This window comes from Klebsiella sp. CN_Kp091, from assembly GCF_040065095.1.
Classification (GTDB): Bacteria; Pseudomonadota; Gammaproteobacteria; order Enterobacterales; family Enterobacteriaceae; genus Klebsiella; species Klebsiella aerogenes.
Window position 1 is genome coordinate 18,013 of record NZ_JBEAIO010000045.1, and the last position, 26,912, is coordinate 44,924.

Consider the following 26,912-nt stretch of genomic DNA (forward strand, 5'->3'; position numbering starts at 1 on the left):
ATCGTCGGCCGCCAACAGGCGGCTTGCACGGTCATCGCGGAGGAATCGAAATGGATCGCATTATTCAATCACCCGGTAAATACATCCAGGGCGCTGGCGCCATCAAGCGCCTCGGCGAATATCTCAAACCGCTGGCTGAACGCTGGCTAATCATCGGCGACAAGTTCGTTCTCGGCTTTGCCGAAGAGCAGCTGCGTACCAGCCTGAGCGGCGCTGGTCTGGTGGCCGAAATCGCCCCGTTCGGCGGTGAATGTTCGCAAAATGAAATCAACCGCCTGCGCGATATCGCCAGCAGCGCCCAATGCCATGCGGTGCTCGGCATCGGCGGCGGCAAGACTTTGGATACCGCGAAAGCGCTGGCTCACTATATGCATCTGCCGGTAGTCGTGGCGCCGACCATCGCCTCCACCGATGCGCCGTGCAGCGCGTTGTCTGTTATCTATACCGACGATGGCGAATTCGAAAGCTATCTGATGCTGCCGCACAACCCGAACATGGTGGTTGTCGATACGCAGATCGTCGCAGGCGCGCCAGCTCGCCTGCTGGCCGCCGGGATTGGCGATGCGCTGGCGACCTGGTTTGAAGCCCGCGCCTGCTCGCGCAGCGGCGCGACTACAATGGCGGGTGGTAAATGCACCCAGGCGGCGCTGGCGCTGGCGGAGCTATGCTACAACACGCTGGTTGAAGAAGGCGAAAAGGCGATGCTTGCCGCCGAGCAGCATGTGGTTACCCCAGCGCTCGAACGGGTGATCGAAGCCAACACCTACCTGAGCGGCGTCGGCTTTGAGAGCGGCGGGCTGGCGGCGGCGCACGCGATTCACAATGGCCTGACCGCCATCCCGGACGCCCATCACTTCTACCACGGCGAAAAGGTCGCATTTGGTACCCTGACGCAGCTGGTGCTGGAAAACGCGCCGGTGGAAGAAATTGAGACCGCTGCGGCGCTTTGTCACAGCGTCGGTCTGCCCATCACGCTGGCGCAGCTCGATATTAAAGGCGATATCCCGGCCAAAATGCGTACAGTCGCGGAGGCCGCCTGCGCCGAAGGCGAAACTATCCACAATATGCCGGGCGGCGCCAGCGCCGACCAGGTGTATGCCGCGCTGTTGGTGGCCGACCAATACGGTCAGCGTTTCCTGCAAGAGTGGGAATAACCTTTCCCTTTACGCCCGGCGTTTGCCGGGCGTGTTCTTTCATGTTCCTTTCATCGCCAATTGCCCGCACGCTGGATGTGTTTTATAGTGCGTTTTTCCTTTGGGCGAACCGTTGTTATGCAATCATCAGATAGAAGAATGAGCATTTACGCCATTCTGCAGCAGGACAAAAAAGTCGTTGTGAACGAACTGGCCGAGAAATTCGGCGTCACCAAAATGACTATTCGTCGGGATCTGTCATTCTTTGAAAAACAGGGAATCGTCAAAACGACCTACGGCGGCGCCTATCTGACCAGCGGCGCCAGCGTCGAGCCAAGCTTCCAGCTTAAATCCGTGCAGATGGTTGACGATAAACACCTGATTGGCCGTAAAGCGGCAGAACTGGTTGAAGACGGCGACACGATCATCATCGACTGCGGGACCACGCTGCTGGCGCTGGCGCAATCTATTTTCGATAAAAAAATTATGGTGATCACTAACTCAGTACCGGTAGTGAATCTGCTAAAGGGGCGAAAAAACATCAAGCTAATCGTCGCCCCGGGGGAATATGAAGATGATACCCAGGGGATGATCTCTTTCAGTACCGCGGAGTTTTTCAGCACCATTCATGCCGATAAGGTCTTTATCAGCACCCAGGGTATTAACCAGCATGGCGAGCTAACGGTCCCTAAAATGACCGATGCCCACGTCAAGCGGGCGCTGCTACGCGCCGGACGACAAAAAATCCTTCTCGCCGATAAAAGTAAATTCGAGCAAACTTTCCTTGCCGGGCATGCCCGACTGGACGATTTTGACATCGTTATTAGTCAGGATGGCCTCCCTGCCGACATCCTCTCCCTGCTGACTGCGCAAAAAACCGAGCTGCTGTTGGCCGACAGCGCAGCGTAACCTCACGCCCGGCAACGGGCGTTTGTTCTTTTCCGTTTTTTCTAAATGTTCTTTTTAGATTTATTAATGATAAATAGAACACAAAAGATCATAAATGAATTGACAAAAGAACACCTCAGGCGTGGAATAGCGATACCCCCTCCAGAATTGAGGTCTTTATGAACGGATTACTGAGCTTCAAACCTACCAACGACGATTGCGACTTCGCGCGTATCGCTAAAAAACAGGATCAGATGTTCCATCGCGTAGCGACGCTGTGTCCGGAACGAGCAGAGATCATCACCGAGTCGTTTAAACGCTCCGAAGGCCAGTCCATCGTGATTCGCCGGGCTTTGGCGTTAGCCGATATTCTGGAGAAAATGACCATCTATATCGAACCGGATATGCTGATTGTCGGCAACCAGGCGAGCGCCAATTTTGCCGCCCCGGTGTTCCCGGAATTCTCTTTTAACTGGGTTATCGATGAACTGGACGAATTTGATAAGCGTTCCGGTGATAGTTTCCGCGTTTCCGAGTCCACTAAGGCCCGTCTGCGCGCCCTGCAGGATTACTGGCAGGGAAAAACCCACCAGGATGAAGTGCTTGCCAACTTGCCGCAAATTAACCGCCTCGCGGAAAAACAGGGCGTGCTGCACCGCGGCGGCATCAGCATGTCCGGCGACGGCCATATCATTCCGAACCACGATTTCGTACTGGAAGTTGGCTATGGCGGTATGCGCGATATCGCCAAACAGCACCTGGAAAATGACGACAACCTGACCGACGAGCAAAAAGATTTCTATCAGGCGGTTATTATTACCATGGAAGCCGCGCTGAAATACTGCAAGCGCTTCTCCGCGCTTGCTAAAACCGAAGCGGCGAGAGTTTCCGATGCCAAACGCCGCGACGAACTGCTGGCGATGAGCGACATGTTCGCCCATCTGATGGAAGGGAAAGCCCGTAGCTTCTATGAAGCCGTGGAAACCGTCTACCTTACCCATTTGCTGATGATGATTGAAAGCAACGGCCACTCTTTCTCCTTTGGCCGCTTCGACCAGTACGTCTGGCCGTATTACGAAGCCGATATCAAAGCCGGGAAGATCAGCAAAGAGAAAGCGCTGGAGATCCTGACCCACTTCTTCATCATGACCAACAGCCTGAATAAAGTGCGCCCGTGGGGTCATACTCAGTACAGCGGGGGCTATCCGCTTTACTCCAACCTGATGGTTGGCGGCATGAAGCCTGACGGCAGCGACGGCACTAACGATCTTTCCTATCTTTCGCTGGAAGCTATGGCGCTAACCGGCCTGCCGGAACCAAACCTCAGCGTTCGTTTCTCAAAAGATACCCCGCATTCGCTGATGCAGGATTCTGCAAAGCTCATTCGTAAAGGCTTCGGTATGCCGTCGATCTTCTGCGACGAAGTGGTTATCCCTGCCATGATGACGCTGGGCCTGACGGAAGAAGTCGCCCGCGAATACGCTTCAATGGGTTGCGTAGAAACCGCGATCCCAGGCCGCTGGGGGCATCGCGCCACCGGCATGACCTACGTGAACTTCGGCAAAATCCTTGAGCTGGTGATGAACAACGGCTGCGATCCGGCAACCGGCGTGCAGTTAGTTAAAATCAACGGTAAAGAAGGCCGCGAGATAAACTATCAGTCTTATGATGAAGTATGGGCGGCATGGAACCAGCTACTGGAGTTTTACTCCGATCTGGCGGTAGATTGCGATCTGGTCTGCGACCGGGCGCTGAAATATCACGATGCTGATGCCTTTGCCTCCGCCACGATTAACTGTTCACTTGAACGCGGTAAGACGTTGAAAAACGGCGGCGCGGAATATGATTTCGTGAGTTCCTCCAACATCGGCCCTTCCGTGGTCGGCGACAGCCTGGCGGCAGTGAAAAAGCTGGTCTTCGACGATAAAGTCCTGACGCTTCAACAGCTGCGCGACGCCATGGATAGCAACTTTGCAGGTCTGGAAGGCGCGCGCGTGCGCAAACTGTGCCGCAATGCGCCGAAGTTTGGTAACGATATCGACTATGTCGATCATATCGTCGCCGATGTATTCGAGTCCTATCTCAAATTACTGCCGAAATACAAAACCGATCGCTATGGTAAGGGGCCGAAAGGCTGCGGCTATACCATGTCGACCTCTAATATTACTTCATACGTGCCGAATGGTTTTGACGTCGGCGCCACGCCGGATGGTCGCCTGGCGACACTACCGCTGAATGAAGGCGCCTCTCCGTGCCTAGGCGCGGATAAAGAAGGCCCGACGGCGGTCATTAACTCGGTTGCGAAACTGCCGAACCAGAAAATCGCCGGCGGCCAGTTGCTGAACATGAAGTTCACGCCAAGCGCGCTGGAAGGCGATGATAATCTGGAGAAATTTACCGCCTTTATGGAAGCCAGCCGTGAGAAAAACATCTTCCATAACCAGTTCAACATCATTGATTCCAATATTCTGCGCGCCGCGAAGGCGAATCCGCAGGATTACCCGAATCTGATGGTGCGCGTTGCCGGGTATTGCGCGCTGTTCTCAACGCTGATGCCGGAAGCGCAGGATGCGATTATCGCGCGCACCGAACTGAGCTGGTAAGAGAGGAAACGCGATGAGAACTGGCCTGATTTCCCGAATTCAACGTTATTCCACCAAAGATGGCCCAGGAATACGCAGCACCGTCTTTATGCAACAGTGCAACCTGCGCTGCCAGTGGTGCGCGAATCCGGAAACCATCGGGCCAGGCCACAACGTTTTCTGGTTTGAAGAACGCTGCCGCCAGTGCGGTACCTGCGTACAGGCGGCGAACAACCACGCCATTACCCTTGCTGAACCGGGCAATGGCGTCAATATAGACCGTAGAAATTGCACCAATTTGCTGGATATGGTCGATCTCTGTCCCTACGACGGCTATGAAAAAGTCGCTAAAGAGATGACCTCGCACCAGTTGGCGGAATTACTACTGCGCGACAAGACATTTTACGACTCAAGCGCAGGCGGCGTGACCTTTTCCGGCGGCGAGCCGGCGCTACAGGCGGAGTTCGTCAAAGAAACTGCGCAAATATTGAAAGCGCAGGGCGTGCATGTGTGTCTCGACACCGCAGGGAATGTCCGCTGGGAAAAACTGCGCCCGCTGATTGAAACGGTCGATCTGGTCTCTTACGACTTTAAAGCATTCAACTCCGAGACCCACCTCGCCTGTACCGGCGTAGACAATCGGCGGATCCTCGACAATGCCAAAGCGATCGCCGCCATGGGCAAACCGATCCTCGCGCGCATGGTGATCGTGCCGACGCGTAACGACGATCCGGAGGATATTCGCCAGCGTCTCGACTTTATTCGTAAGCTCGGCCCGGCAGTTTTACAGGTTGATATTCTCGAATACCATATTTATGGCATCGGTAAATATCAAAAGCTTGGTATGCCCTATTTTCTGCACAACATCCCGGCATGCCAACGCGAAGTCACGGAACAAATTAAACAATACGCTGAAGATATTGGATTAAAAGCCACCATTGGCGGTTAAGGATTAACATGTTGAACTTTATTATTACCGACACCTACGAAAAAATGAGCGCTCAGGCGGCAGAACATATTGCCCAGGCGCTGAATAAAAAGCCGGATTTAGTGATGGCCTTACCGACTGGCGGAACTCCGGTCGGCCTCCTGGCTGAAATGAGCCGAATGGCGAAAGATGGCGAAGCCGATTTCTCCTGCGCCCTCTCGTTTAATATCGACGAATATATCCCACTGGCCAAAAACGATCCGCAAAGTTATTATTATTTCCTGCAACAGCACTTCTATCAACATGCCAACATTGCTGACGAAAATACCTTTGTACCGGATATTCTGGCTCCCGACCTGCACGCCGAATGCGTTCGCTACGAACGTCTGATTCAAAGCCATGGCGATTTTGATATTACCGTTCTCGGCATTGGCCATGATGGCCATATTGGTTTCAATGAACCCCATGTTACCCATAGCCCGGTATGCCATATCATCGACCTTAACGAAGAGACCATTGCGGCGAATGCCCGCTTCTTCGCCAGCCAGGATGATGTTCCCCGACAGGCCATCACTTTAGGTATGGGGACCATCTTGCGCAGCAAAAAGATTGTGCTGATTGCTAACGGTCAATCAAAAGCCGAAGTTATCAAGCAGTTGCACCAGTGCACGCGCATCGATCCGCAATTTCCTGCCTCCTTCCTATTGATGCACGCGGACGTCACCATCATTTGCGACCGTGAAGCGGCATCGCTTATCAGCGCCTAAAGGTGAGCATATGATAATCCAGAGCGAAAGAGTGTGGCTGGCCGGTGGTTTTTATCCGGCGCAAATAACCATTGAGGATGGACTTATCAGCGCTATCACTCCCGGGCTTAGCTCCCGCGTGGATAAGGATTACGGGGCACGGCGTATTATTCCCGGCCTTATCGATAGCCATGCGCACGGCGCCTGGGATTACGACACCAACGAAAATGATCCGCAGGGGCTACGCCGTTGGACCTCACGCCTACCGGAAGAAGGCGTCACCGCCTTTTGCCCGACTACCGTTACCGATGAAAACGCGACGCTACTGGCGGCGCTGGACAATATTTCCCGCGTCATGGACGAAGGATATAGCGGCGCGGAAATTCTGGGCATCCATCTCGAAGGCCCGTTCCTGAGCCAGCTTTATCGCGGGGCGCAGCCGGAAAAACAGATTCGCCCTGCCGATGTCACCCAGTTTCAGGCTTTCGAAAAGGCGGCGCGCGACCACATTATCGCCATTACCCTTGCCCTGGAAGAAGACCATCAGTTTGCGCTGACCCGCTACTGCGCGCAGAAAGGGATTGCGGTCAATATGGGCCACTCGGATTCATCTTTCGAGCAGGCGCTGGCGGCGGTCGCCAACGGCGCTAAAAATGTCACCCACGTGTATAACGGCATGGCGAAATATGTCAATCGCGAGCCCGGCCTGCTTGGCGCCGCCCTGAATCTTGACGGCCTGTACGGCGAGGTGATTGCCGATGGTATTTTTGTCAGCCTGGTTTCCGCCGCCCACCTTTATCGTAGCAAAAATGATAATGACATCATCATGATAAGCGACTCGATGAAGGCGAAAGGTTGTCCTCCGGGGCGCTATATGTTCGGCGGCGAACCGATGGTGCTTGGCGATGATGGCGCGACCCGGCGGGATAACGGCGTCCTGGTCGGCAGCACGCTACAGCTCAATCGCGGCTTATATAATATGGTCGAAAGAGCAATGGTGCCGTTTAGCGCAGCGTTAAAATCCTGCACCATTAACCCGGCACGGTTATTAGGTTTTGATAGTCGAAAAGGGAAATTACAGCGCGGATACGATGCCGATATTGTTGTACTTGAAGATAATTATCAGGTGAATACAACCTATTGTCGCGGTACGGTAGCCTGGTCAATAAATTAATTAATTCATCTCCATATCATTTAACAATGGCGGTTATTGAAAAATAACCGCTGCTTTGTCATTCCTTCTATTTATTAATAGCCTAAGTCCTTTTTAATATTTATTAAAATGCGACCTGGCTAACATTAAACACCTCCTGAAATCCTTTAAAACTAATCCACAATAAAAAATAAGCCTAATTAAATTTAACTGCCCATCGTTATACAGGTCAGTCGCTTTATTACATGCGGCTTCAGGATTTATTATTTTAAGGGAATTCATATGAATATTTTGGGTTATCTACAAAAAGTTGGCCGGGCATTGATGGTGCCCGTCGCCACTTTACCTGCCGCCGCCATTTTAATGGGCATCGGTTACTGGATCGATCCCAACGGCTGGGGCAGTTCTAACGCGCTGGCGGCACTGTGTATTCAGTCCGGTTCAGCCATTATCGATAATATGGGCGTCCTGTTTGCCGTCGGGGTAGCTTACGGCATGTCGAAAGATAAAGACGGCGCCGCCGCGCTGGCCGGGTTTGTCGGCTTTCTGGTATTAACCACGCTCTGTTCGCCAGCAGCTGTCGCCATGATCCAACAGATCCCAATCGAGCAGGTGCCTGCGGCCTTTGCGAAGATTAAAAATCAGTTTATCGGCATCATGGTCGGCATTATTTCGGCTGAACTCTATAATCGCTTTAGCAGCACGGAGTTACCGAAAGCGCTCTCGTTCTTCAGCGGACGTCGTCTGGTGCCGATCCTCACTTCATTTACCATGATTGTCGTGGCGTTTGTCCTGATGTTCATCTGGCCGGTGGTCTTTAGCGGACTAGTTAGCTTCGGTGAACATATACAGAAACTGGGTTCATTAGGCGCGGGGATCTATGCTTTTTTCAACCGCATGCTCATCCCGGTCGGCCTTCATCACGCCCTGAACTCGGTATTCTGGTTCGACGTCGCTGGGATTAACGACATCCCTAATTTCCTCGGCGGCGCGCAGTCCATCGCCTCCGGTAAAGCGGTGGTCGGTATTACCGGTCGTTATCAGGCGGGCTTTTTCCCGGTCATGATGTTCGGTCTGCCGGGCGCGGCGCTGGCCATGTACCAATGCGCCCGCGCGGAAAATAGAGCGAAAGTGATGGGGATTATGATGGCTGGCGCGTTTGCTGCCTTCTTCACCGGCATTACCGAACCGCTGGAATTTTCCTTCATGTTCGTGGCCCCGGCGCTGTACGTCATCCACGCCTTTTTAACCGGCGTTTCCGTCTTCATCGCCGCCAGCATGCACTGGATTGCCGGATTCGGCTTCAGCGCCGGTCTGGTCGATATGGTACTGGCATCACGCAATCCGCTGGCAACCCACTGGTATCTGCTTATCCCCATGGGACTAGTGTACTTCGCGATTTATTATCTGGTTTTCCGCTTCACCATCACCCGCTTCAACCTGCTGACGCCGGGCCGCGAGCTGGCCGTTGCCGGCAGCGCCGCCGACGGCGAAGATGTAAACCTGAGCGCCGCAAAACAGCAGGATATCAGCGCGCTGGCGCGCCAGTACATTGCCGCCATCGGCGGTTCCGATAATCTCACCAATATCGACGCCTGCATCACCCGCCTGCGCCTTGGCGTTAAGGATGCAACGCTGGTCGATGAAGCGCTGGCTCGCCGCCTCGGCGCCAGCGGGGTCATTCGCCTCAACGCCAGCAACGTGCAGATAATCGTTGGCTTCGTGGCGGAAAAAATCGCCACCGCCATGAAAACAGCGGGCCATGTCGATGCCGCGCAGGCGCTACCCAGCGTCACCGCGCAGGCCCACAACAGTCCACGCAAGGCAGCGAATGCATTGCGAGTTATCGAGCTCGTCGCACCGGTAAGCGGTGAGCTGATCGCGCTGAAGCACGTCCCAGATGAAGCTTTTGCCAGCGGCGCCGTCGGCGATGGTGTCGCCATCCTGCCGGCCAGCAAGATTGTGGTTTCACCCGCGGCGGGTACTCTCATCAAGATTTTCAACACTAATCATGCCTTCTGTCTTGAAACCGAAGATGGCGCTGAGATCGTGGTGCATATGGGGATTGATACCGTTGCGCTGGCGGGTCAGGGCTTTACCCGGCTGGCGGAAGAAGGCGCTACCGTTGTCGCAGGTCAGCCGATTCTCGAAATGGATCTCGTGTACCTCGAAGCTAACGTGCGTTCGATGGTAAGCCCGGTGCTCTGCAGCAATATAGAGGAGTTCGCGCAGCTGGAAATCAAAGCGCAGGGTCAGGTGAAAGCAGGAGAACCGCTGTACCACATCAAGGGATAAAATTAATAGACAATGTGGCCGCGCCCTGCGGCCACATTGAATGATTATTTTGCCGCCGTCGCCGGCCGCTCAACAGATTGCCCCTGAGCGTGGCGCTTTTTAAGGCTGATAATCGCCAGCGCAGCGACAATCAGCACAATGCCGGCGCCTTCCACCAGCCCCGGATTTTCACCCAGCAGCCACCAGGAAAACAGCACGCCGCAGACCGGTACCGCCAGCGTACTCAGGCCGGCGACGCTGGCAGGCAGGTTACGCAGGACATACAGCCACAGGCTCCAGGCCACCGCCGTAGCCAGGATCGCGCTATAGCCAAGCGCCCAAAAAACCCCAGGCTGCCAGTCAATGCTGCGCTGCGGCACCAGCCACGCCACTACGCTCATCACCAGCGCGGCATATAGCATCTGCCAGGCGGTTAATGATAGTAAATCGAGGCGCGGATAGCGCCGATACATGCGTTTAGCGACAATGGCGCTCGCTCCCCAACTGATGCCGGAGAGGATCGCCAGCAGCGCGCTTTTCATCGAGGAGAAATCCAACTGCCACGGCTGCAGCACCAGCAGTAGACCGCACGCCGCCAGGACGATAGCGGCATACTGTAGCCGCCGCATGCGCTCGCCTAAAAACAGCGCCGCCATGATCACCACCCAGAACGGCATGGTGTAGCTGAGAATGGCGACTTTACCGGCGCCGCCGCTCATCAGCGCCCACTGCGCCAGGCCGACCATGCCGCAGGTTTGCAGCAGCGCAATCGCCAGGGTATAGCCAAACGGCGTCGGCCGCATGCCGCGCCCGCGCAGCGCCAGCACCGCCATCAGCACAATCGCGCCGAAGATGCAGCGCAGCGCGGTAAAATCGAAGGCTCCGATATAGAGCGTTACCTGTTTCATCGCAATCCAGCTGTAGCTCCAGATAAGCGTCAGCAGGACGAGGCCGCAACCGGCCAGGAGATTGCTGTTCCTTGCAACCGTCATAACTTCTCCACCGTCATTATTTTTGCGGGCACTATACTCGCTTTGGCGGCAGGTTGCTTAAAGGCAGAGCGCACTTTTCGTGCTAAAAAAGAGGGCGGCAAACTGCAGTTCGCCGCCCCGGTAAGGATGAAACAAGAGGTAAAGCAGGTGATTACGCCGGACGCACGCCCAGAGTATGGCAAATGGCATAGCTCATTTCGGCGCGATTCAGGGTGTAGAAGTGGAAATCTTTCACTCCTTCGCGGCTTAAAATTTTCACCATGTCCATGGCGATATTCGCCCCTACCAGCTGGCGCGTTTCGGCATCGTTATCCAGTCCTTCGAACATTTTCGACATCCAGGTCGGAATACGCACGTTCGTCATATCGGCAAATTTCTTCGCCTGCTTGAAGTTAGAGACCGGCAGAATGCCCGGAATAATTTCCACGTCGATACCGGCGGAGACGCAGCGGTCACGGAAACGTAGGTAGCTTTCGACATCAAAAAAGAACTGAGTGATCGCGCGATTAGCGCCGGCTTCTACTTTACGTTTCAGGTTTAACAGATCGGCCTGCGCGCTTTTGGCTTCCGGATGGACTTCCGGATAGGCGGCGACGGAGATATCAAAATCACCCACTTCTTTCAGCAGCGTGACCAGATCGGCGGCGTACATCTCCGGCTTGCCGCTACCCGGCGGCAGGTCGCCGCGCAGCGCGACGATATGGCGAATACCGTTGTTCCAGTAATCCTGGGCAATCGCGCGCAGTTCATCGCGGCTGGCGTCGATACAGGTCAGGTGCGGCGCCGCTTCCAGACCGGTGCGGTCTTTAATGCCTTTAATAATGCTGTGGGTGCGGTCGCGCTCGCCGGAGTTCGCCCCGTAGGTGACGGAAACAAACTTCGGCTTCAGGCTGCTTAAGCGATCGATGGATTTCCACAGGGTTTGCTCCATTTCACTGGTACGCGGCGGAAAGAATTCAAAGGACACATTAATCTGGCCCTGGACTTCCGCCAGGCTCTGATTCAGGGCTTCCCGCTGATTGGCGTGAAAAAAGCTCATACCTTACCTCATCAATCGCATTATATTTATCAGTCGTGTTGCGAACTTCTATACGTTTAGACGTCCAGATGTAAAAATGACGGAAAAGCGGGCAGGCGTCAATAGAAAAATCTGCGTAAACAGTGAGGAATTTTCAGTCAAAGTGAAAAAAGTTCATCTGGCGTCAGGCCAGGCGCGCCCTGGCGTTGTTTTCAGATTTTGTCCACAACGTAATTTGAAGTAGTTCAAAAAATCGCACATCTCCCCCCCTGGCATGACGATTACTATTGCAGCAACGCCCGCCTTGATCCACATTAAGTAGAACGTTCTAGTAGAACGTTCTACTTAACATATCATCGCCAATAATATCTATTCGGGGTAATCAGCATGAGTCTGTGGTCAGGGTTCATAAAATCATTATCAAAACTGTCGATGATCGGCCGCGCCTTAATGCTGCCGATTTCGCTCCTCCCGGCCGCCGGCTTGCTGTTGGCCTTCGGGGACAAATTCCATTTACCGCTGATGATGAATGCCGGCGGTATTATTTTCGATAACCTACCGATGCTCTTCGCTATCGGCTCCGCGGTCGGCCTGGCGTCAGAATCCGGTATCGCCGCGCTATCGGCGGCGGTCTCCGTTTTCGTCACCAACATCACCATTGGTACCGTGCTCGGTATCACGCCGGAAATGGCCGCACAGGGCGGGAAATACGCGATGGTGGTCGGCATCCCGACGTTACAGATGGGGGTATTCGGCGGGCTTATCTGCGGGATCCTCGCCGCCTGGTGTTATAACCGCTTCCATACGTTGCAATTACCGGAATTCCTCGGCTTCTTCTCCGGTAAGCGCTTCGTGGCGATCGCCACCGCCTTCTTGTCGTTCATCCTCGGCCTGCTGCTACCTTACGTCTGGCAGCATATCCAGGCCGGTATTGATTCCCTGTCGATGGTGATTAACGGCGATAACCAGGCCGCCTCAACCTTTATTTTCGGCCTCGTTGAACGCGCGCTGATCCCGCTTGGCCTGCACCACATCTGGTACCCTTCCTTCTGGTACTCCTTCGGCGATTACACTACCCAGGCAGGCCAGATGATCCACGGCGACCAGACCATCTGGTTTAAGATGCTGGAAGAAGGGGTGAAATCCTTTAGCACCGACAGTTATCAAAACGCCGGCAAATTTATGCAGGGTGAATTCCCGCTGATGCTGTTCGCTCTGCCGGCCGCCTGTCTGGCGATGTATCACGAAGCGCATACTAAAAATAAAAAAATCGCGGCCGGTATTCTGTTCTCCGCCGCGCTGACCTGCTTCCTGACCGGCATCACCGAACCCGTCGAATTCACCTTTATCTTCGTGGCGCCGATTCTGTACGTCTTTAACGCCATTATGGCGGGGCTCTCGTACATGACCATGTACCTGCTGCACGCGCATATCGCCAAGTCGTTCTCCGCCGGGCTTATCGACTATATCTCCTTCGGAATTTTGCCTTCCATGAACGGCTATCAGACAAACTTCCTCAGCGCGGTGATTGTTGGCGTGCCGATGGCGCTGATTTATTATTTCACCTTCCGTTTCGTGATCCGCCGCTTCGATGTGAAAACGCCGGGACGTACCGATATCACCGTAACGGCCAATGATAAAACCGACACCGAACTGGCAACCGAAATAGTCAGCCTTCTCGGCGGTTCGCAGAATATCGACTCGGTTGGCGCCTGCATCACCCGCTTGCGTCTGGAGGTTGCCGAACGCGATGCGGTAGATAAAGACGGTCTCAACAGTATCGGCGCGCGCGGCGTAGTCTTCGTCGGTGATAACGGTATCCAGATAATTTTTGGCGCCAGGGCGCAATTTATCGCCCAAACCATGTCGGGGATGATTGGCAAATAAGCAGAAGATGTTATGGTGTGGAAGATCGCTTGTCCCGGAGAAGCGATCTTCTGCTATCTGACTGTCATATAACAGTTTTCATGGAGCGATTTTGAAGAAAGTCAGCATTATAGATGTGGCGAAACTGGCCGGAGTTTCCGTTTCTACGGTCTCGCTGGTATTACGTCAAAAAGGGAAGATTTCCGACGCCACCATCGAAAAAGTCAATGCTGCCATCCAGGAGCTCGGCTATGTGCATAACGTCGCCGCCGCCAACCTTCGCGCCAACACCACCAATCTGATCGGCCTGATTCTTCGCGATTTCAACGACAGTTTTTCCATCAAAGTGATGGCCAATATCGTGCAGGAACTGGAGAAACAGGGCTACATGGTTTTTCTCGGTCAGCCGCTTAACGATAGCGACTATCTGGATCGCTGCCTGCTGTCATTTAAACAACAGGGCGTCGCCGGCGTGATTTATCTTGATGCTGATACCACCAGCAATACGCTGCCAGCAGCGCTGCTGCGTTGCCCGCTACCGCTAGTGGCCGTCTCGCAAACGCCGTTAATCGACAACCGCGATCGCGTGGTCCGCGATAACCGTCAGGCCGCGAGCATCGCCGCGCGTTATCTGATCGAGCGCGGCCATCGCTACATTGCCTATATCGGCGGTCAGGAAAACGATCTCATCCGCCAGCAGCGATTGCTCGGCTTTTACAGCACGCTGGAGAAAAACGGCATGGCGGTGCGCGAAGAGTTTGCGCCTGCCTGTCACGACAACACGCAGGCCGCGAGTATCGCCACCCGTCAGCTACTGGAACAGAACAACGCTATTACCGCGCTGCTGTGCCATTCGCCGGACGCGATGATTGGCTGTCTCAACGGTATTCATCAGGTGGGGCGGACGGTAGGTAAAGATGTTTTTCTTACCCAGCAGGTGGCGCTGGTGGGTTTCGAAGATATGATGCATGTGAATTTGACCTCGCCGTCCTTTACCTATGTCTCATCCGCCAGCGAAGAGACCGGCCGTCAGGCCGCCGCGTTAATTATCCGCAAGATCAAAGAACCCACGCTGCCGACGCAGCATATCACCCTCTCCGGGCAGCTCGTCGCGCGGGAATCCGCATAATGAAGGCCGGCCCAGCGGACCGGCTTGAGAGATTACAGCAGTTGCGCCAGACGGTTAATATCTGACTGAATAGCCCCGGCGGTAACATCGCGACCCGCGCCTGGCCCACGAATCACCATTGGGTTATCGCGATACCAGCGACTCTCGATAGCGAAGACGTTATCGCACGGCAGCAGCGCCGCCAGCGGATGTTCCTGACGCACCGCTTCGACCCCGACGCGTGCTTTACCGTTGGCATCAAAACGCGCCACGTAACGCAACACCAGCCCCATTTCACGGGCGGCTTCAAGGCGCTGCAGCATCTGTTCGTTCAGCTCTTCGCCGTTCTCAAAGAAGTGGTCAACCGAGCCCTCTTCGCAATGCGCCGGAACCAGCGATTCCACGCGCACCTGATCCGGCTCGATATTGTAACCAGCTTCGCGCGCCAGGATCACCAGCTTGCGCATCACGTCTTTACCTGACAGGTCAACGCGCGGGTCCGGTTCGGTCAGCCCTTGCTGCCAGGCCTGATCCACCAGTTCGGTAAATGGCACCGTGCCGTCAAACTGCAGGAACAGCCAGGAGAGCGTACCGGAGAAGATACCGCTCAGCCCCAGGATGGTATCGCCGCTGTCGATGAGATCGCGCACCGTATGGTTAACCGGCAAGCCTGCGCCGACGGTGGCGTTATACAGCCAGTGACGGCCGGTTTTTTCGAAGGCGTCGTGGATCTGGCGATATTTATCGCTGCTGCTGGCGCCCGCCAGCTTATTGGCGCTGATCACGTGGAAGCCGTGGCTGGCGAAATCCAGATACTGATCGGCCAGCTGCTCGCTGGCGGTCACGTCCAGCACCACTAAATCATCATAAGGGTGCGCGCGCATCCACAGGAATAGCGACTCTTCATCCTGCTCGACCGCTTCATCTTCAAAGAATGCCAATGCGCGACTGGCATCCAGGCCTTCATAGTTCAGCAGGCTACGGCGGCTATCCACCACCCCGGCCAGCAGGAACTCAAAGCCGGTACGGGCGGAAAGCGTGCTCTGCTCGCGCGCGAACAACTCCAGCCAGCGGGAACCGATATTGCCTTTGCCGAACAGCACCAGACCGATGCGTTTTTCAGCACGGAACACGGAATGATGCAGCCCCTGAATCAGGCTCTCGGTTGGGCCGGCGCGCAGTACCGCCACCAGGCTGATACCCTCTTCCGATTGCCAGGTAAACTCTACCGGCTGCCCTTTCAATTGCTGCCAGAAACGGTGGCAGTGCAATGGATTGCGGGTCACGCCCGCGCCGACCATCGCGACCAGCGCCAGCTTCTGGCGCAGACGCAGCTCGCCCGGCAGGCCCGCCTCGTCCAGCAGCTTCAGCGCGCTATCGGCCACCTCAGAGGTGTAACAGAACTGCAGCAGCTTACGGTCGGCATGCACGCCCACCGCCAGCGGGCGCAGCTGCGCGCGTTTGAAAATCTGATCCAGCTCTTTATGCGCCAGCTTGAAATCCTGCCCGGCAGGCACCTGGAATTCAATCAGGCAGACGTCGTCGTGACTGGTGACAATACGCGCGCCGGTGCCGGATGCCAGCACGCGCTCAATGCGCGTCGAACCCTGGTCGGGGGTGTAGCTGCAGCGCAGCTGTAAATCGATATCGCTGCCGGAAACCGGCTGTAGCGTACGCGCGTGCAGCACCGGCGCCGCCAGGCGAGCCAGCTCGCTGGCTTCATCAAGACGCAGCAGCGGCAGCAGGCACGCATCTTTCACTTTACGCGGGTCGGCGCTATAGACCCCGGCCACATCGCTCCAGATGGTGACGCGGGAGACCCCGGCCAGCGCGCCAATTTGGGTGGCGGAGTAGTCGGAACCGTTACGGCCCAGCAGTACGGTTTCCCCGGCATTGTTACGAGCGATAAAGCCGGTAACCACCAGCCGTTTGTTGGGGTGCTGCGCCATCAACTGTTGTAACAACGGGTAGGACAAGCCTTCATCAACCTGCGGCTGCGCGGCACGTTCCGCGCGCAGGAAAGCGCGCGCGTCCAGCCAGGCGGCTTCAACGCCAAGGTGGTTCAGTACCGCCGCCATCAGGCGCGCGGACCACACTTCGCCATGGCCGACAACTTCGGCATATACCGCATCGGTGACGCCGCTATCCAGCAGACCCGCCAGACGTTCAAGATCGTGAATAAACGTCGCGATCAGCGCGTCAGCGGCGTCCGCCGGCAACAGGCCGGCGATCAGATCCATTTGATAGCGACGCAGCGCTTGTTGCACCTGATGCGCAGAAAGACGATCGGTCTGGCTTAGCTGCAGCCAGCTAATCAGCTGGTTGGTGGTGCTACCGGCGGCAGAGACGACCATCATATCGCCTGCCTGCGCATAGTCGGTCATGATCCCGGCGACGCGCAGGTAACATTTCGCATCCGCTAAACTACTCCCACCAAATTTGTGCAGCTGACGACCCTTCGCCCCTGCCTGCGCAATCACACTCATCTTTATTCCTCGTTTGCTGCCCGGAAGCCATTTTCCAGGTCGGCAATTAAATCTTCACCATCTTCAATACCGGTCGAAATACGCAGGAGCGTTTCCGAGATCCCTGCCGCCGCACGCGCTTCCGGCGCCATGCCCGCATGCGTCATCGTCGCCGCATGGGAAATCAGGCTCTCAACGCCCCCCAACGATTCCGCCAGCGTAAAGAGCGATAAACCGCTCAAGAAGCGACGCAGCGTCTGCTCATCGCCATCGAGCTCGAAGCTTAGCATCGCTCCAAAACCTTTTTGCTGACGCGCTGCAATCTCGTGCCCCTGATTCTCCGGCAGGGACGGATGATACAGCTTTTTCACCAGCGGCTGGGTTTTCAGATAGTCGACTATCGCCTGCGCGTTGCGCTGCGCCACTTCCATTCGCGGAGAAAGGGTACGCAAACCACGCAATAACAGATAGCTATCAAACGCCCCGCCGGTGACGCCGATATTATTCGCCCACCATGCCAGTTCGGTGACAGTTTCAGGATCTTTGGCAATCACCACCCCGGCGACCACGTCAGAGTGGCCGTTGAGATATTTGGTGCACGAATGCAACACCAGATCGGCGCCCAGCGCCAGCGGATTTTGCAACGCTGGGCTCAGGAAGGTGTTATCCACCACGCTCACTGCGCCGGCTTCACGCGCCAGCCCGCAGATTTTCGCAATATCGACCACCCGCAGCAATGGGTTGCTCGGGCTTTCGACCAGCACCAGCTTCGGTTGTTCCGCTAATGCTTCACGTAATGCCTGCTCATCGCTTTGATCGACAAAGCGCACGCGATAGCAGCCGCGTTTCGCCAGGCTGTCAAACAGACGATAGCTGCCGCCATAACAGTCGTGCGGCGCCACCAGCAGATCGCCCGGTTTCAGGAACACCGTGGTCACCAGCAGAATAGCCGACATTCCGGTATTGGTCAGTACCGCGCCCGCGCCGCCTTCCAGTTCCGCCAGCGCGCGCTGTACGACATCGCGAGTCGGGTTGCCGCGACGGGAATAATCGTGGGCGCGAGGTTCGTTGAAACCGGTGAAATTATAGGTGCTGGAGAGGTGGATCGGCGGGACAACGCAACCGTACTGTTCGTCGTCATTTAAACCGCTACGCACTGCAATGGTGGCCTGTTTACGCGTCATGTTTGGACAGTTCCTGGGCTGTTCGGTGAGAAGTCAGGCCTCAGAGTAATCATTGTCACAATAGACGTCAATACATCTGGACATCTAAACTTCTTTGCGTATAGATTGAGCAAAAGACAAATAGCCGTTAAAATTATATGCATTAGCGCACGTCGGCGGCGGCTTATCTCATGTCGGAAAGCGCGCTCATACGGTAAACTACGCGCAATTATGGCCGGGCGTAATGTTCTGGCCCTTAACTAATAAACAGAGGATTAAGGTATCTCATGGCTGAATGGAGCGGCGAATATATCAGCCCATACGCTGAGCACGGTAAGAAGAGTGAGCAAGTAAAAAAAATTACGGTTTCCATTCCTCTGAAGGTGTTAAAGATCCTCACCGATGAACGCACGCGTCGTCAGGTGAACAACCTGCGTCACGCCACGAATAGCGAACTGCTGTGCGAGGCGTTCCTGCATGCCTTTACCGGTCAACCGTTACCTAACGATGAAGACCTGCGTAAAGAGCGCAGCGATGAAATCCCGGAAGCGGCGAAAGAGATTATGCGTGAACTGGGTATCGACCCGGATACGTGGGAATACTAAGACATAAAAAAAGCGGAAGATATCTTCCGCTTTTTTTATCCCTCGGCCTGGCCAGACGAAGGATACAAAAAAGCCGCCCTGAGGCGGCTCTTTCTGGCAACTTACTTGCTGCCCGGGATGCTGAAGCGCTTGTTGAAGCGGTCAACACGGCCACCGGTAGCAACATCACGCTGTTTGCCGGTGTAGAACGGGTGGCATTTACCGCACACGTCGAGGTTCAGGTCGTGACCAACGGTGGAACGGATTTTCATGACATTACCGCAAGAACAGGTAGCAGTAATTTCTTCGTAATTTGGGTGAATACCTTTTTTCATGGGAGAACCTCAGTTAAGGCCGCGTCGCTCTTCCAGCCCTAACGCCAGACACCACGCGATATTAATAATTTCCCGACGACCTTCGCACAGCTGGCGCATACCAGCTTAACGAATTTCCCGGGTTTTGGGATGTTTGATGCGGCATAAAGCGCACCAAAGGCGGCGAATCATACAGAATTTGACCAGCAGATGCAAACTTATCCGCGTCGCCTTCGGTAATGTGTATACTATCCCGCCAGATTTCAAGTCAGGAAGATTCCATGTCCGTCGCTCATGTCGCCCTGCCCGTTCCGCTGCCCCGCACCTTTGACTATTTGTTGCCTGAAGGCATCCTGGTCAAAGCAGGCTGTCGCGTACGCGTGCCGTTCGGCAAACAGGAGCGAATCGGTATCGTGGTGTCGGTCAGCGAGCGTAGCGAACTCCCGCTCGCCGAACTCAAACCGGTCGCCGAAGCGCTGGATAGCGAACCGGTTTTTTCCTCTACCGTCTGGCGCATGTTGCTATGGGCCGCGGATTACTATCATCATCCCATCGGCGACGTGCTGTTCCACGCGCTGCCGATTATGCTGCGCCAGGGCAAACCGGCCAGCGCCGCGCCAATGTGGTACTGGTTTGCGACGGAACAGGGACAAGCGCTGGATATCAACAGCCTTAAACGCTCGCCGAAGCAGCAGCAGGCGCTGGCGGCGCTGCGCCAGGGCAAAATCTGGCGCTATCAGGTCGCAGAGCTTGAATTCAATGACGCGGCGCTACAGGCGCTGCGCGGCAAAGGGCTGGCGGAATTGGCCAGCGAATCCCCAGCCATTAGCGATTGGCGGACCAGCTTCGCTGTGCCCGGCGAACGGCTGCGTCTGAATACCGAGCAGGCGACCGCCGTCGGGGCAATTCATAGCGCCTCGGACCGTTTTTCCGCCTGGCTGCTGGCGGGTATTACCGGCTCAGGGAAAACGGAAGTCTATCTTAGCGTACTGGAGAACGTGCTGGCGCAGGGTCGGCAGGCGCTGGTAATGGTGCCGGAAATCGGCCTGACGCCGCAGACTATCGCCCGCTTCCGCCAGCGTTTTAACGCTCCGGTGGAGGTCCTGCATTCGGGTCTCAACGACAGCGAGCGCCTCGCATCATGGTTAAAGGCGAAAAATGGCGAAGCGGCGATCGTCATCGGCACCCGCTCGTCGCTGTTTACGCCGTTTAAAGACCTCGGCGTTATTGTCATCGACGAAGAACACGATAGCTCCTATAAACAGCAGGAAGGCTGGCGTTATCACGCTCGCGACCTGGCAGTTTGGCGCGCCCATAGCGAACAGATCCCGATTATCCTCGGCTCGGCAACCCCGGCGCTGGAGACGCTCTACAACGTACGCCAGCGTAAGTACCGTGAGTTAAAGCTGACGAAACGCGCGGGCAATGCCCGTCCGGCACAGCAGCACGTGCTGGATTTAAAAGGCCAGCAGTTGCAGGCGGGCCTATCGCCTGCGCTGATTAACCGCATGCGACAGCATCTGCAGGCCGACAATCAGGTGATCCTGTTTTTAAATCGCCGCGGTTTCGCCCCGGCGCTACTGTGCCACGACTGCGGCTGGATAGCGGAGTGCCCGCGCTGCGATAGTTACTACACCCTGCATCAGGCGCAGCACCATCTGCGCTGCCACCACTGCGACAGCCAGCGTCCCATTCCACGCCAATGTCCTTCCTGCGGATCGACACACCTGGTGCCAGTGGGTCTCGGGACCGAACAGCTGGAGCAGGCGCTGGCGCCGATGTTCCCTGATGTGCCAATCTCACGTATCGACCGCGATACCACCAGCCGTAAAGGGGCGCTGGAGCAATATCTTGCCGACGTCCATCGCGGCGGCGCGCGCATTCTGATTGGCACCCAAATGCTGGCTAAGGGACATCATTTCCCGGACGTCACCCTGGTGTCGCTGCTGGATGTCGACGGCGCGCTGTTTTCCGCCGATTTCCGCTCGGCGGAGCGTTTTGCCCAGCTCTATACCCAGGTCTCCGGCCGTGCCGGGCGCGCGGGCAAACAGGGTGAAGTAATCCTGCAAACCCACCATCCGGAACACCCGCTGCTGCAGACCCTGCTGTATAAAGGCTACGATGCGTTTGCCGAGCAGGCGCTGGCGGAACGGCAAACCATGCAGCTACCGCCGTGGACCAGTCACGTGCTGATCCGCGCCGAAGACCATAATAACCAGCAGGCGCCGCTGTTTTTACAGCAGTTACGTAACCTGCTGCAGGCCAGCCCGCTGGCCGATGATAAACTGTGGGTACTCGGCCCGGTCCCCGCGCTGGCGCCAAAGCGCGGCGGTCGCTGGCGCTGGCAAATTCTGCTGCAGCACCCTTCCCGCATACGTCTACAACATATCGTCAGCGGTACGCTGGCGTTGATAAACACCCTGCCGGAAGCGCGTAAAGTGAAGTGGGTGCTGGATGTCGATCCTATTGAAGGCTAAGTCTTCTCTTGCGAGGAGGATCGAAAAATTCAACAACCGTCACGTTTTTCATGAAAATTCTGTAACTCTCAGGCTGTACTATCTGTTAAAAATGTTGCTGATGTCAGCACGCAAGGGATGTGTCTGCGCAGTCAGCGAGGAGAAACCAGGTGAAGCCCAAAAAACAAATGGTTGCCGCCACCATGAAAGACGTCGCCCTGAAGGCAAACGTTTCAACGGCAACCGTATCCCGTGCGCTAATGAATCCCGACAAAGTGTCGCAGGCAACCCGCAGTCGGGTGGAGCAGGCGGCGCAGGAAGTCGGCTATTTACCGCAATCGCTCGGGCGTAACATGAAACGCAATGAGTCGCGGACGATCCTTGTGATCGTGCCGGATATTTGCGATCCCTTCTTCAGTGAGGTGATTCGCGGCATTGAAGTGACCGCCGCCGACGAAGGCTATCTGGTGCTGATCGGCGATTGCGCCCATCAGAATCAGAAAGAAAAAACCTTTATTGATCTCATTATCACCAAACAAATTGACGGTATGGTGCTGCTGAGCTCACGCCTGCCGTTCGACGCCAGCGTCGAAGAGCAGCGTAATTTGCCGCCGATGGTCATGTCGAACGAGTTTGCGCCGGAGCTGGAGCTCCCTACCGTGCATATCGATAACCTCACCGCCGCGTTTAATGCCGTTAATTATCTCCACGAACTGGGGCATCAACGTATCGGCTGTATCGCCGGGCCGGAGGATATGCCGCTGTGCCATTACCGGCTGCAGGGATACGTTCAGGCGCTGCGCCGCAGCGGTATCACCGTCGATCCGCACTACATCGCCCGCGGCAACTTTACCTTTGAAGCCGGGGCCAACGCGCTGGAGCAACTGCTGGCGCAGCCGGTGCCGCCGACGGCGGTCTTTTGCCATAGCGACGTTATGGCGCTGGGCGCGTTGTCGCTGGCCAAACGTCGCGGCCTGAGGGTGCCGGAAGATTTATCGATTGTTGGGTTTGATAACATCGCGTTGTCTGAATTTTGCGATCCGCCGTTAACTACCGTTTCACAGCCGCGTTTTGATATCGGCCGTGAAGGAATGCTGCTTTTACTCGAGCAAATGCAGGGCCGTAACGTCAACAGCGGCTCGCGTCTGCTCGATTGCGAACTGATCGTTCGCGGCAGTACGCAAAAAATCAGACGATAACCATCAGGCTTTCGGGCCTGCTCTTCTGGTCAAAGGCCCGCCGCTTAAGTAACATGGCGGGCTGACGAACGAATATAAGACAGCGAAACGATAGTGGCACAACGAGATTATGTACGCCGCAGCCAACCGGCTCCTTCGCGGCGCAAAAAGAGCAGCTCCCGAAGCTCAAGGAACAAGCAAAGCAGCCTTCCGGCGATTTCACCGACTATGGTTGCGATCGCAGCGGCCGTGCTGGTGGCCTTTATCGGTGGTCTGTATTTCATTACCCATCACAAGAAAGAAGAAGCGGAAGCGCTGCAGAACCGTCAGGCGGCAGGCAATGGTCTCCCGCCGAAGCCGGAAGAGCGTTGGCGCTATATTAAAGAGCTGGAAAGCCGCCAGCCGGGCGTTCGCGCGCCGACTGAGCCAACCGCCGGCGGCGAAGTGATGAAACCCGAGCAGCTTACCGACGAGCAGCGCCAGTTGCTGGCGCAAATGCAGGCGGATATGCGTCAGCAGCCCACGCAGCTGACCGAAGTGCCGTGGAACGAACAAACGCCGGCGCAGCGTCAGCAGACGCTGCAGCGTCAACGTCTGGCACAACAACAGCAGCAGGCGCAGCAGCAACAGTGGGCGCAGACTCAGCAGCAGACCGCGCAGCAACAGCCGCGCGTCCAGCAGCCGAAGCCGGTGCAGCAACAGCAGCCGAAGCAAACCGCGTCCAACCAGCAGCCGTACCAGGATCTGCTGCAGACGCCGGCGCATAACACCACCGCGCAACCGAAAAGCCAGGCCGCCGCGCCGGTCGCCCGCGTGGAGGAAGCGCCGAAAGCCGCAGCCGCCGAAAAGAAAGACGATCGCAGTTGGATGGTTCAGTGTGGTTCCTTTAAAGGCGCTGAGCAGGCCGAAACCGTACGCGCTCAGTTGGCCTTTGAGGGCTTTGCTTCGCATATCACCACCAACAACGGCTGGAACCGGGTGGTGATTGGGCCGCTGAAAGGCAAAGAGAACGCCAACGATATGATCAACCGTCTCAAGATGGCCGGGCACGCAAACTGCATTCGTCTCGCCGCCAGGGGTTGAAACCCCAAAAATCCCCCCCATCTATAATTGCATTCTGCCCCGCGTAACGCGCGGGGCCCCTATTCCGCTTTTGCAACCAAGGGGTCTGCTCGTGACAACAATAGTTAGTGTTCGCCGTAACGGCCATGTCGTTATCGCCGGTGATGGCCAGGCCACGCTGGGCAACACCGTGATGAAAGGCAACGTGAAGAAAGTGCGTCGTCTGTACAACGACAAAGTGATCGCTGGTTTCGCTGGCGGCACCGCTGACGCCTTCACCCTGTTCGAACTTTTCGAACGTAAGCTCGAGATGCATCAGGGCCATCTGGTGAAAGCCGCCGTTGAGCTGGCGAAAGACTGGCGTACCGACCGCATGCTGCGCAAACTGGAAGCGTTGCTCGCCGTCGCTGACGAAAACGCGTCGCTTATCATCACCGGTAACGGCGACGTGGTTCAGCCAGAAAACGATTTGATTGCGATTGGCTCCGGCGGGCCATATGCCCAGGCCGCCGCTCGCGCGCTGCTGGAAAACACCGAAATGGGCGCTCGCGACATCGCCGAGAAAGCGTTGGATATTGCAGGGGATATCTGCATCTATACCAACCACTTCCACACCATCGAAGAATTACCTTCTAAAGCGTAAGGATCTCCCATGTCTGAAATGACCCCACGCGAAATTGTCAGCGAACTGGACAAACATATTATCGGCCAGGACGCAGCCAAGCGTTCTGTTGCTATCGCCCTGCGTAACCGCTGGCGCCGTATGCAGCTTAATGAAGAGCTGCGTCATGAAGTCACACCGAAAAACATTCTGATGATTGGCCCGACCGGCGTCGGTAAAACCGAAATCGCCCGTCGCCTGGCGAAACTGGCCAACGCGCCGTTCATCAAAGTTGAAGCGACCAAGTTCACCGAAGTGGGCTATGTTGGTAAAGAAGTGGACTCTATCATCCGCGATCTGACCGACGCCGCAATCAAAATGGTCCGCATGCAGTCCATCGATAAAAACCGCTATCGCGCCGAAGAAATGGCCGAAGAGCGTATCCTCGACGTACTGATCCCGCCGGCGAAAAATAACTGGGGCCAGGCTGAACAGCCGCAGGAACCTTCCGCTGCGCGTCAGGCATTCCGCAAGAAATTGCGCGAAGGCCAGCTTGACGACAAAGAGATCGAAATCGACCTCGCCGCGGCGCCGATGGGCGTTGAAATCATGTCCCCTCCGGGCATGGAAGAGATGACCAGCCAGCTGCAGTCTATGTTCCAGAACCTGGGCGGCCAGAAACAAAAACCGCGTAAGCTGAAAATCAAAGACGCGATGAAGCTGCTTATCGAAGAAGAAGCGGCGAAGCTGGTTAACCCGGAAGAGCTGAAGCAAGAAGCTATCGACGCCGTTGAACAGCACGGGATCGTGTTTATCGACGAAATCGACAAAATCTGTAAGCGCGGCGGCAACGCCTCCGGCCCGGATGTGTCTCGTGAAGGCGTTCAGCGCGACCTGCTGCCACTGGTGGAAGGCTGCACCGTCTCCACTAAACACGGGATGGTGAAAACCGATCACATTCTGTTTATCGCCTCCGGCGCATTCCAGGTCGCCAGCCCATCAGATTTGATCCCGGAACTGCAGGGCCGTCTGCCGATCCGCGTTGAGCTGAAAGCGCTGACCACCCATGATTTCGAACGTATTCTGACCGAGCCGAATGCTTCCATCACCGTGCAGTACAAAGCGCTGATGGCCACCGAAGGCGTGAATATCGAATTCACTGAAGATGGTATCAAGCGTATCGCTCAGGCGGCATGGCAGGTTAACGAAACCACCGAAAATATCGGCGCGCGTCGCCTGCACACGGTGCTGGAACGTCTGATCGAAGACATCTCTTATGATGCCAGCGAAATGAACGGCCAGACGGTGACCATCGACGGTGATTATGTCGGTAAACACCTGGATGTTCTGGTGGCAGATGAAGATCTGAGCCGTTTTATCCTATAATCCGGTTCAATGCATTTTCATCACACACGATGGGGCTATGATAGCCCCATTTTTTTGGCTGAAAGAAATGACTGAACAACCGATAACACGCACCAGGGCCTGGCTTGAAAGCCTGCGTCCCAAAACATTACCTCTGGCGTTCGCCGCTATCGTCGTCGGCACCGCGTTGGCGTGGCAGCAAGGCCACTTCGATCCGCTGGTCGCGCTGCTGGCGCTTATTACCGCTGGTTTGCTGCAAATTTTATCTAATCTCGCCAATGATTATGGCGACGCCGTTAAAGGCAGCGATAAACCTGACCGTATCGGGCCGCTGCGCGGAATGCAAAAAGGCGCCATCACCCAATCGCAGATGAAACGCGCGCTGATCGTAACGGTAGCGCTGATTTGCCTTTCCGGCCTGGCGTTGCTGTTCTCCGCCTGGCAGACAATGGCGGACTTCATCGGCTTTATGGTGCTCGGCGGGTTGTCGATTATCGCGGCTATCACTTATACCGTCGGCACGCGTCCTTACGGCTATATTGGCCTTGGCGATATCTCGGTGCTGGTTTTCTTCGGCTGGCTGAGCGTTGTCGGCAGTTGGTATCTACAGGCGCACAGCATCGACGCGGTTATTTTCCTGCCCGCTACCGCCTGTGGTCTGCTGGCCGCCGCGGTGCTGAATATCAATAACCTGCGCGATATCGATAGCGACCGTCAGAACGGTAAAAATACGCTGGCGGTCCGTCTGGGGCCGGTGAACGCCCGCCGTTATCACAGCGTCCTGCTGCTCGGCGCTCCGCTGTGCCTGGCGCTATTTAACCTGCTGGCGCTGCGCAGCCTGTGGGGCTGGCTGTTTATTCTCGCCATTCCGCTACTGGTGAAACAGGCGCGTTTCGTCATGCGTGAGCGCGAACCGGTGGCGATGCGTCCGATGCTCGAACGCACGGTCAAAGCGGCATTATTAACCAACCTGCTGTTTGTCATCGGGATTATCGGCAGTAAGCTGGCGGCATAACTGACAAATATCAATTAACAA

At 55.9% G+C, this 26,912-nt stretch carries 21 protein-coding genes; 16 read left to right on the forward strand and 5 right to left on the reverse strand.

The features are described 5' to 3' along the window. Window positions 1–50: 50 nt before the first annotated feature. The 7 genes from ABLV17_RS18940 (at window position 51) to nagE (ending at window position 9,725) form a co-directional block, all read left to right on the forward strand. Window positions 51–1,154: a glycerol dehydrogenase gene (locus tag ABLV17_RS18940; RefSeq protein ID WP_047047243.1), complete on the forward strand. Its 1,104-nt coding sequence runs from the start codon at window positions 51–53 to the stop codon at window positions 1,152–1,154. Window positions 1,155–1,292: 138 nt separating this feature from the next. Then, the gene (locus tag ABLV17_RS18945; RefSeq protein ID WP_113374910.1) at window positions 1,293–2,042 is read left to right on the forward strand and encodes a DeoR/GlpR family DNA-binding transcription regulator; all 750 of its coding nucleotides are present in this window, start codon (window positions 1,293–1,295) and stop codon (window positions 2,040–2,042) included. 158 nt (window positions 2,043–2,200) lie between these two features. Then, on the forward strand, window positions 2,201–4,624 hold the full coding sequence (locus ABLV17_RS18950; RefSeq protein ID WP_113374909.1) for a formate C-acetyltransferase/glycerol dehydratase family glycyl radical enzyme: 2,424 nt from the start codon (window positions 2,201–2,203) through the stop codon (window positions 4,622–4,624). Between the two features lie 13 nt (window positions 4,625–4,637). Beyond that, a complete protein-coding gene (locus tag ABLV17_RS18955; RefSeq protein ID WP_308958617.1) occupies window positions 4,638–5,552 on the forward strand; it encodes a glycyl-radical enzyme activating protein in 915 nt (304 codons plus the stop codon). Between the two features lie 8 nt (window positions 5,553–5,560). Continuing rightward, window positions 5,561–6,298 carry a glucosamine-6-phosphate deaminase gene (gene nagB, locus ABLV17_RS18960; RefSeq protein ID WP_308958616.1) on the forward strand — a complete coding sequence of 246 codons (738 nt, stop codon included), beginning with the start codon at window positions 5,561–5,563 and terminating at the stop codon, window positions 6,296–6,298. 10 nt (window positions 6,299–6,308) lie between these two features. Further along, the gene (gene nagA, locus ABLV17_RS18965; protein WP_348854544.1) at window positions 6,309–7,451 is read left to right on the forward strand and encodes an N-acetylglucosamine-6-phosphate deacetylase; all 1,143 of its coding nucleotides are present in this window, start codon (window positions 6,309–6,311) and stop codon (window positions 7,449–7,451) included. 261 nt (window positions 7,452–7,712) lie between these two features. Beyond that, window positions 7,713–9,725: an N-acetylglucosamine-specific PTS transporter subunit IIBC gene (nagE, locus tag ABLV17_RS18970; RefSeq protein ID WP_308958614.1), complete on the forward strand. Its 2,013-nt coding sequence runs from the start codon at window positions 7,713–7,715 to the stop codon at window positions 9,723–9,725. Between the two features lie 44 nt (window positions 9,726–9,769). On the opposite strand, the gene ABLV17_RS18975 is transcribed toward nagE, so the two are convergent. Continuing rightward, window positions 9,770–10,696, reverse strand: coding sequence for a DMT family transporter (locus tag ABLV17_RS18975; RefSeq protein WP_113374904.1), 927 nt, complete (start codon window positions 10,694–10,696; stop codon window positions 9,770–9,772). A gap of 151 nt (window positions 10,697–10,847) precedes the next feature. Beyond that, window positions 10,848–11,735 carry a methylenetetrahydrofolate reductase gene (metF, locus tag ABLV17_RS18980; protein WP_087858732.1) on the reverse strand — a complete coding sequence of 296 codons (888 nt, stop codon included), beginning with the start codon at window positions 11,733–11,735 and terminating at the stop codon, window positions 10,848–10,850. Between the two features lie 366 nt (window positions 11,736–12,101). Between metF and ABLV17_RS18985 the strand changes: the two genes are divergently transcribed. Both ABLV17_RS18985 and malI read left to right on the forward strand, forming a co-directional pair. Beyond that, window positions 12,102–13,601 carry a PTS transporter subunit EIIC gene (locus ABLV17_RS18985; protein WP_087858733.1) on the forward strand — a complete coding sequence of 500 codons (1,500 nt, stop codon included), beginning with the start codon at window positions 12,102–12,104 and terminating at the stop codon, window positions 13,599–13,601. Window positions 13,602–13,692: 91 nt separating this feature from the next. Next, entirely contained in the window at window positions 13,693–14,709 is a 1,017-nt protein-coding gene (gene malI, locus ABLV17_RS18990; protein WP_113374903.1) for a Mal regulon transcriptional regulator MalI, read from the forward strand. 32 nt (window positions 14,710–14,741) lie between these two features. On the opposite strand, the gene ABLV17_RS18995 is transcribed toward malI, so the two are convergent. Next, window positions 14,742–17,174 (reverse strand): bifunctional aspartate kinase/homoserine dehydrogenase II, encoded by a 2,433-nt coding sequence (locus ABLV17_RS18995; RefSeq protein ID WP_045395300.1) that lies wholly within the window; start codon window positions 17,172–17,174, stop codon window positions 14,742–14,744. A 2-nt stretch (window positions 17,175–17,176) separates the two neighbouring features. Further along, the gene (gene metB, locus ABLV17_RS19000; protein ID WP_015368924.1) at window positions 17,177–18,337 is read right to left on the reverse strand and encodes a cystathionine gamma-synthase; all 1,161 of its coding nucleotides are present in this window, start codon (window positions 18,335–18,337) and stop codon (window positions 17,177–17,179) included. Between the two features lie 266 nt (window positions 18,338–18,603). On the opposite strand from metB, the gene metJ reads away from it, so the two are divergent. Next, complete coding sequence (gene metJ, locus ABLV17_RS19005; protein WP_004107547.1) at window positions 18,604–18,921, forward strand: met regulon transcriptional regulator MetJ; 318 nt, start codon at window positions 18,604–18,606, stop codon at window positions 18,919–18,921. 101 nt (window positions 18,922–19,022) lie between these two features. Here the strand turns inward: metJ and rpmE are convergent, their stop codons facing one another. Beyond that, window positions 19,023–19,235: a 50S ribosomal protein L31 gene (gene rpmE, locus ABLV17_RS19010; RefSeq protein WP_087858736.1), complete on the reverse strand. Its 213-nt coding sequence runs from the start codon at window positions 19,233–19,235 to the stop codon at window positions 19,023–19,025. Between the two features lie 260 nt (window positions 19,236–19,495). Here rpmE and priA point away from each other — a divergent pair, with 260 nt between their 5' ends. From priA to menA, 6 genes are all read left to right on the forward strand, one after another. After that, window positions 19,496–21,691: a primosomal protein N' gene (gene priA / locus ABLV17_RS19015; protein WP_087858737.1), complete on the forward strand. Its 2,196-nt coding sequence runs from the start codon at window positions 19,496–19,498 to the stop codon at window positions 21,689–21,691. A 149-nt stretch (window positions 21,692–21,840) separates the two neighbouring features. Next, window positions 21,841–22,869, forward strand: coding sequence for a DNA-binding transcriptional regulator CytR (gene cytR / locus ABLV17_RS19020; RefSeq protein WP_015368928.1), 1,029 nt, complete (start codon window positions 21,841–21,843; stop codon window positions 22,867–22,869). Between the two features lie 93 nt (window positions 22,870–22,962). Further along, window positions 22,963–23,931, forward strand: coding sequence for a cell division protein FtsN (gene ftsN, locus ABLV17_RS19025; protein ID WP_087858738.1), 969 nt, complete (start codon window positions 22,963–22,965; stop codon window positions 23,929–23,931). A gap of 91 nt (window positions 23,932–24,022) precedes the next feature. Next, window positions 24,023–24,553 carry an ATP-dependent protease subunit HslV gene (hslV, locus tag ABLV17_RS19030; protein WP_015368930.1) on the forward strand — a complete coding sequence of 177 codons (531 nt, stop codon included), beginning with the start codon at window positions 24,023–24,025 and terminating at the stop codon, window positions 24,551–24,553. 9 nt (window positions 24,554–24,562) lie between these two features. After that, window positions 24,563–25,897 (forward strand): HslU--HslV peptidase ATPase subunit, encoded by a 1,335-nt coding sequence (hslU, locus tag ABLV17_RS19035; protein WP_015368931.1) that lies wholly within the window; start codon window positions 24,563–24,565, stop codon window positions 25,895–25,897. A gap of 67 nt (window positions 25,898–25,964) precedes the next feature. After that, window positions 25,965–26,891 (forward strand): 1,4-dihydroxy-2-naphthoate polyprenyltransferase, encoded by a 927-nt coding sequence (gene menA / locus ABLV17_RS19040; RefSeq protein WP_087858760.1) that lies wholly within the window; start codon window positions 25,965–25,967, stop codon window positions 26,889–26,891. Window positions 26,892–26,912 lie beyond the last annotated feature (21 nt).

Bases quoted from the DNA above. Each gene is read 5' to 3' on its own strand.
- menA (WP_087858760.1), top strand. From the start codon at position 25,965: ATGACTGAACAACCGATAACACGCACCAGGGCCTGGCTTGAAAGCCTG.
- nagB (WP_308958616.1), top strand. From the start codon at position 5,561: ATGTTGAACTTTATTATTACCGACACCTACGAAAAAATGAGCGCTCAG.
- priA (WP_087858737.1), top strand. From the start codon at position 19,496: ATGTCCGTCGCTCATGTCGCCCTGCCCGTTCCGCTGCCCCGCACCTTT.
- ABLV17_RS18985 (WP_087858733.1), top strand. From the start codon at position 12,102: ATGAGTCTGTGGTCAGGGTTCATAAAATCATTATCAAAACTGTCGATG.
- nagE (WP_308958614.1), top strand. From the start codon at position 7,713: ATGAATATTTTGGGTTATCTACAAAAAGTTGGCCGGGCATTGATGGTG.
- ABLV17_RS18995 (WP_045395300.1), bottom strand. From the start codon at position 17,174: ATGAGTGTGATTGCGCAGGCAGGGGCGAAGGGTCGTCAGCTGCACAAA.
- metF (WP_087858732.1), bottom strand. From the start codon at position 11,735: ATGAGCTTTTTTCACGCCAATCAGCGGGAAGCCCTGAATCAGAGCCTG.
- metJ (WP_004107547.1), top strand. From the start codon at position 18,604: ATGGCTGAATGGAGCGGCGAATATATCAGCCCATACGCTGAGCACGGT.
- ABLV17_RS18975 (WP_113374904.1), bottom strand. From the start codon at position 10,696: ATGACGGTTGCAAGGAACAGCAATCTCCTGGCCGGTTGCGGCCTCGTC.
- ABLV17_RS18950 (WP_113374909.1), top strand. From the start codon at position 2,201: ATGAACGGATTACTGAGCTTCAAACCTACCAACGACGATTGCGACTTC.
- rpmE (WP_087858736.1), bottom strand. From the start codon at position 19,235: ATGAAAAAAGGTATTCACCCAAATTACGAAGAAATTACTGCTACCTGT.
- ABLV17_RS18955 (WP_308958617.1), top strand. From the start codon at position 4,638: ATGAGAACTGGCCTGATTTCCCGAATTCAACGTTATTCCACCAAAGAT.
- hslU (WP_015368931.1), top strand. From the start codon at position 24,563: ATGTCTGAAATGACCCCACGCGAAATTGTCAGCGAACTGGACAAACAT.
- ABLV17_RS18940 (WP_047047243.1), top strand. From the start codon at position 51: ATGGATCGCATTATTCAATCACCCGGTAAATACATCCAGGGCGCTGGC.
- ABLV17_RS18945 (WP_113374910.1), top strand. From the start codon at position 1,293: ATGAGCATTTACGCCATTCTGCAGCAGGACAAAAAAGTCGTTGTGAAC.
- nagA (WP_348854544.1), top strand. From the start codon at position 6,309: ATGATAATCCAGAGCGAAAGAGTGTGGCTGGCCGGTGGTTTTTATCCG.
- metB (WP_015368924.1), bottom strand. From the start codon at position 18,337: ATGACGCGTAAACAGGCCACCATTGCAGTGCGTAGCGGTTTAAATGAC.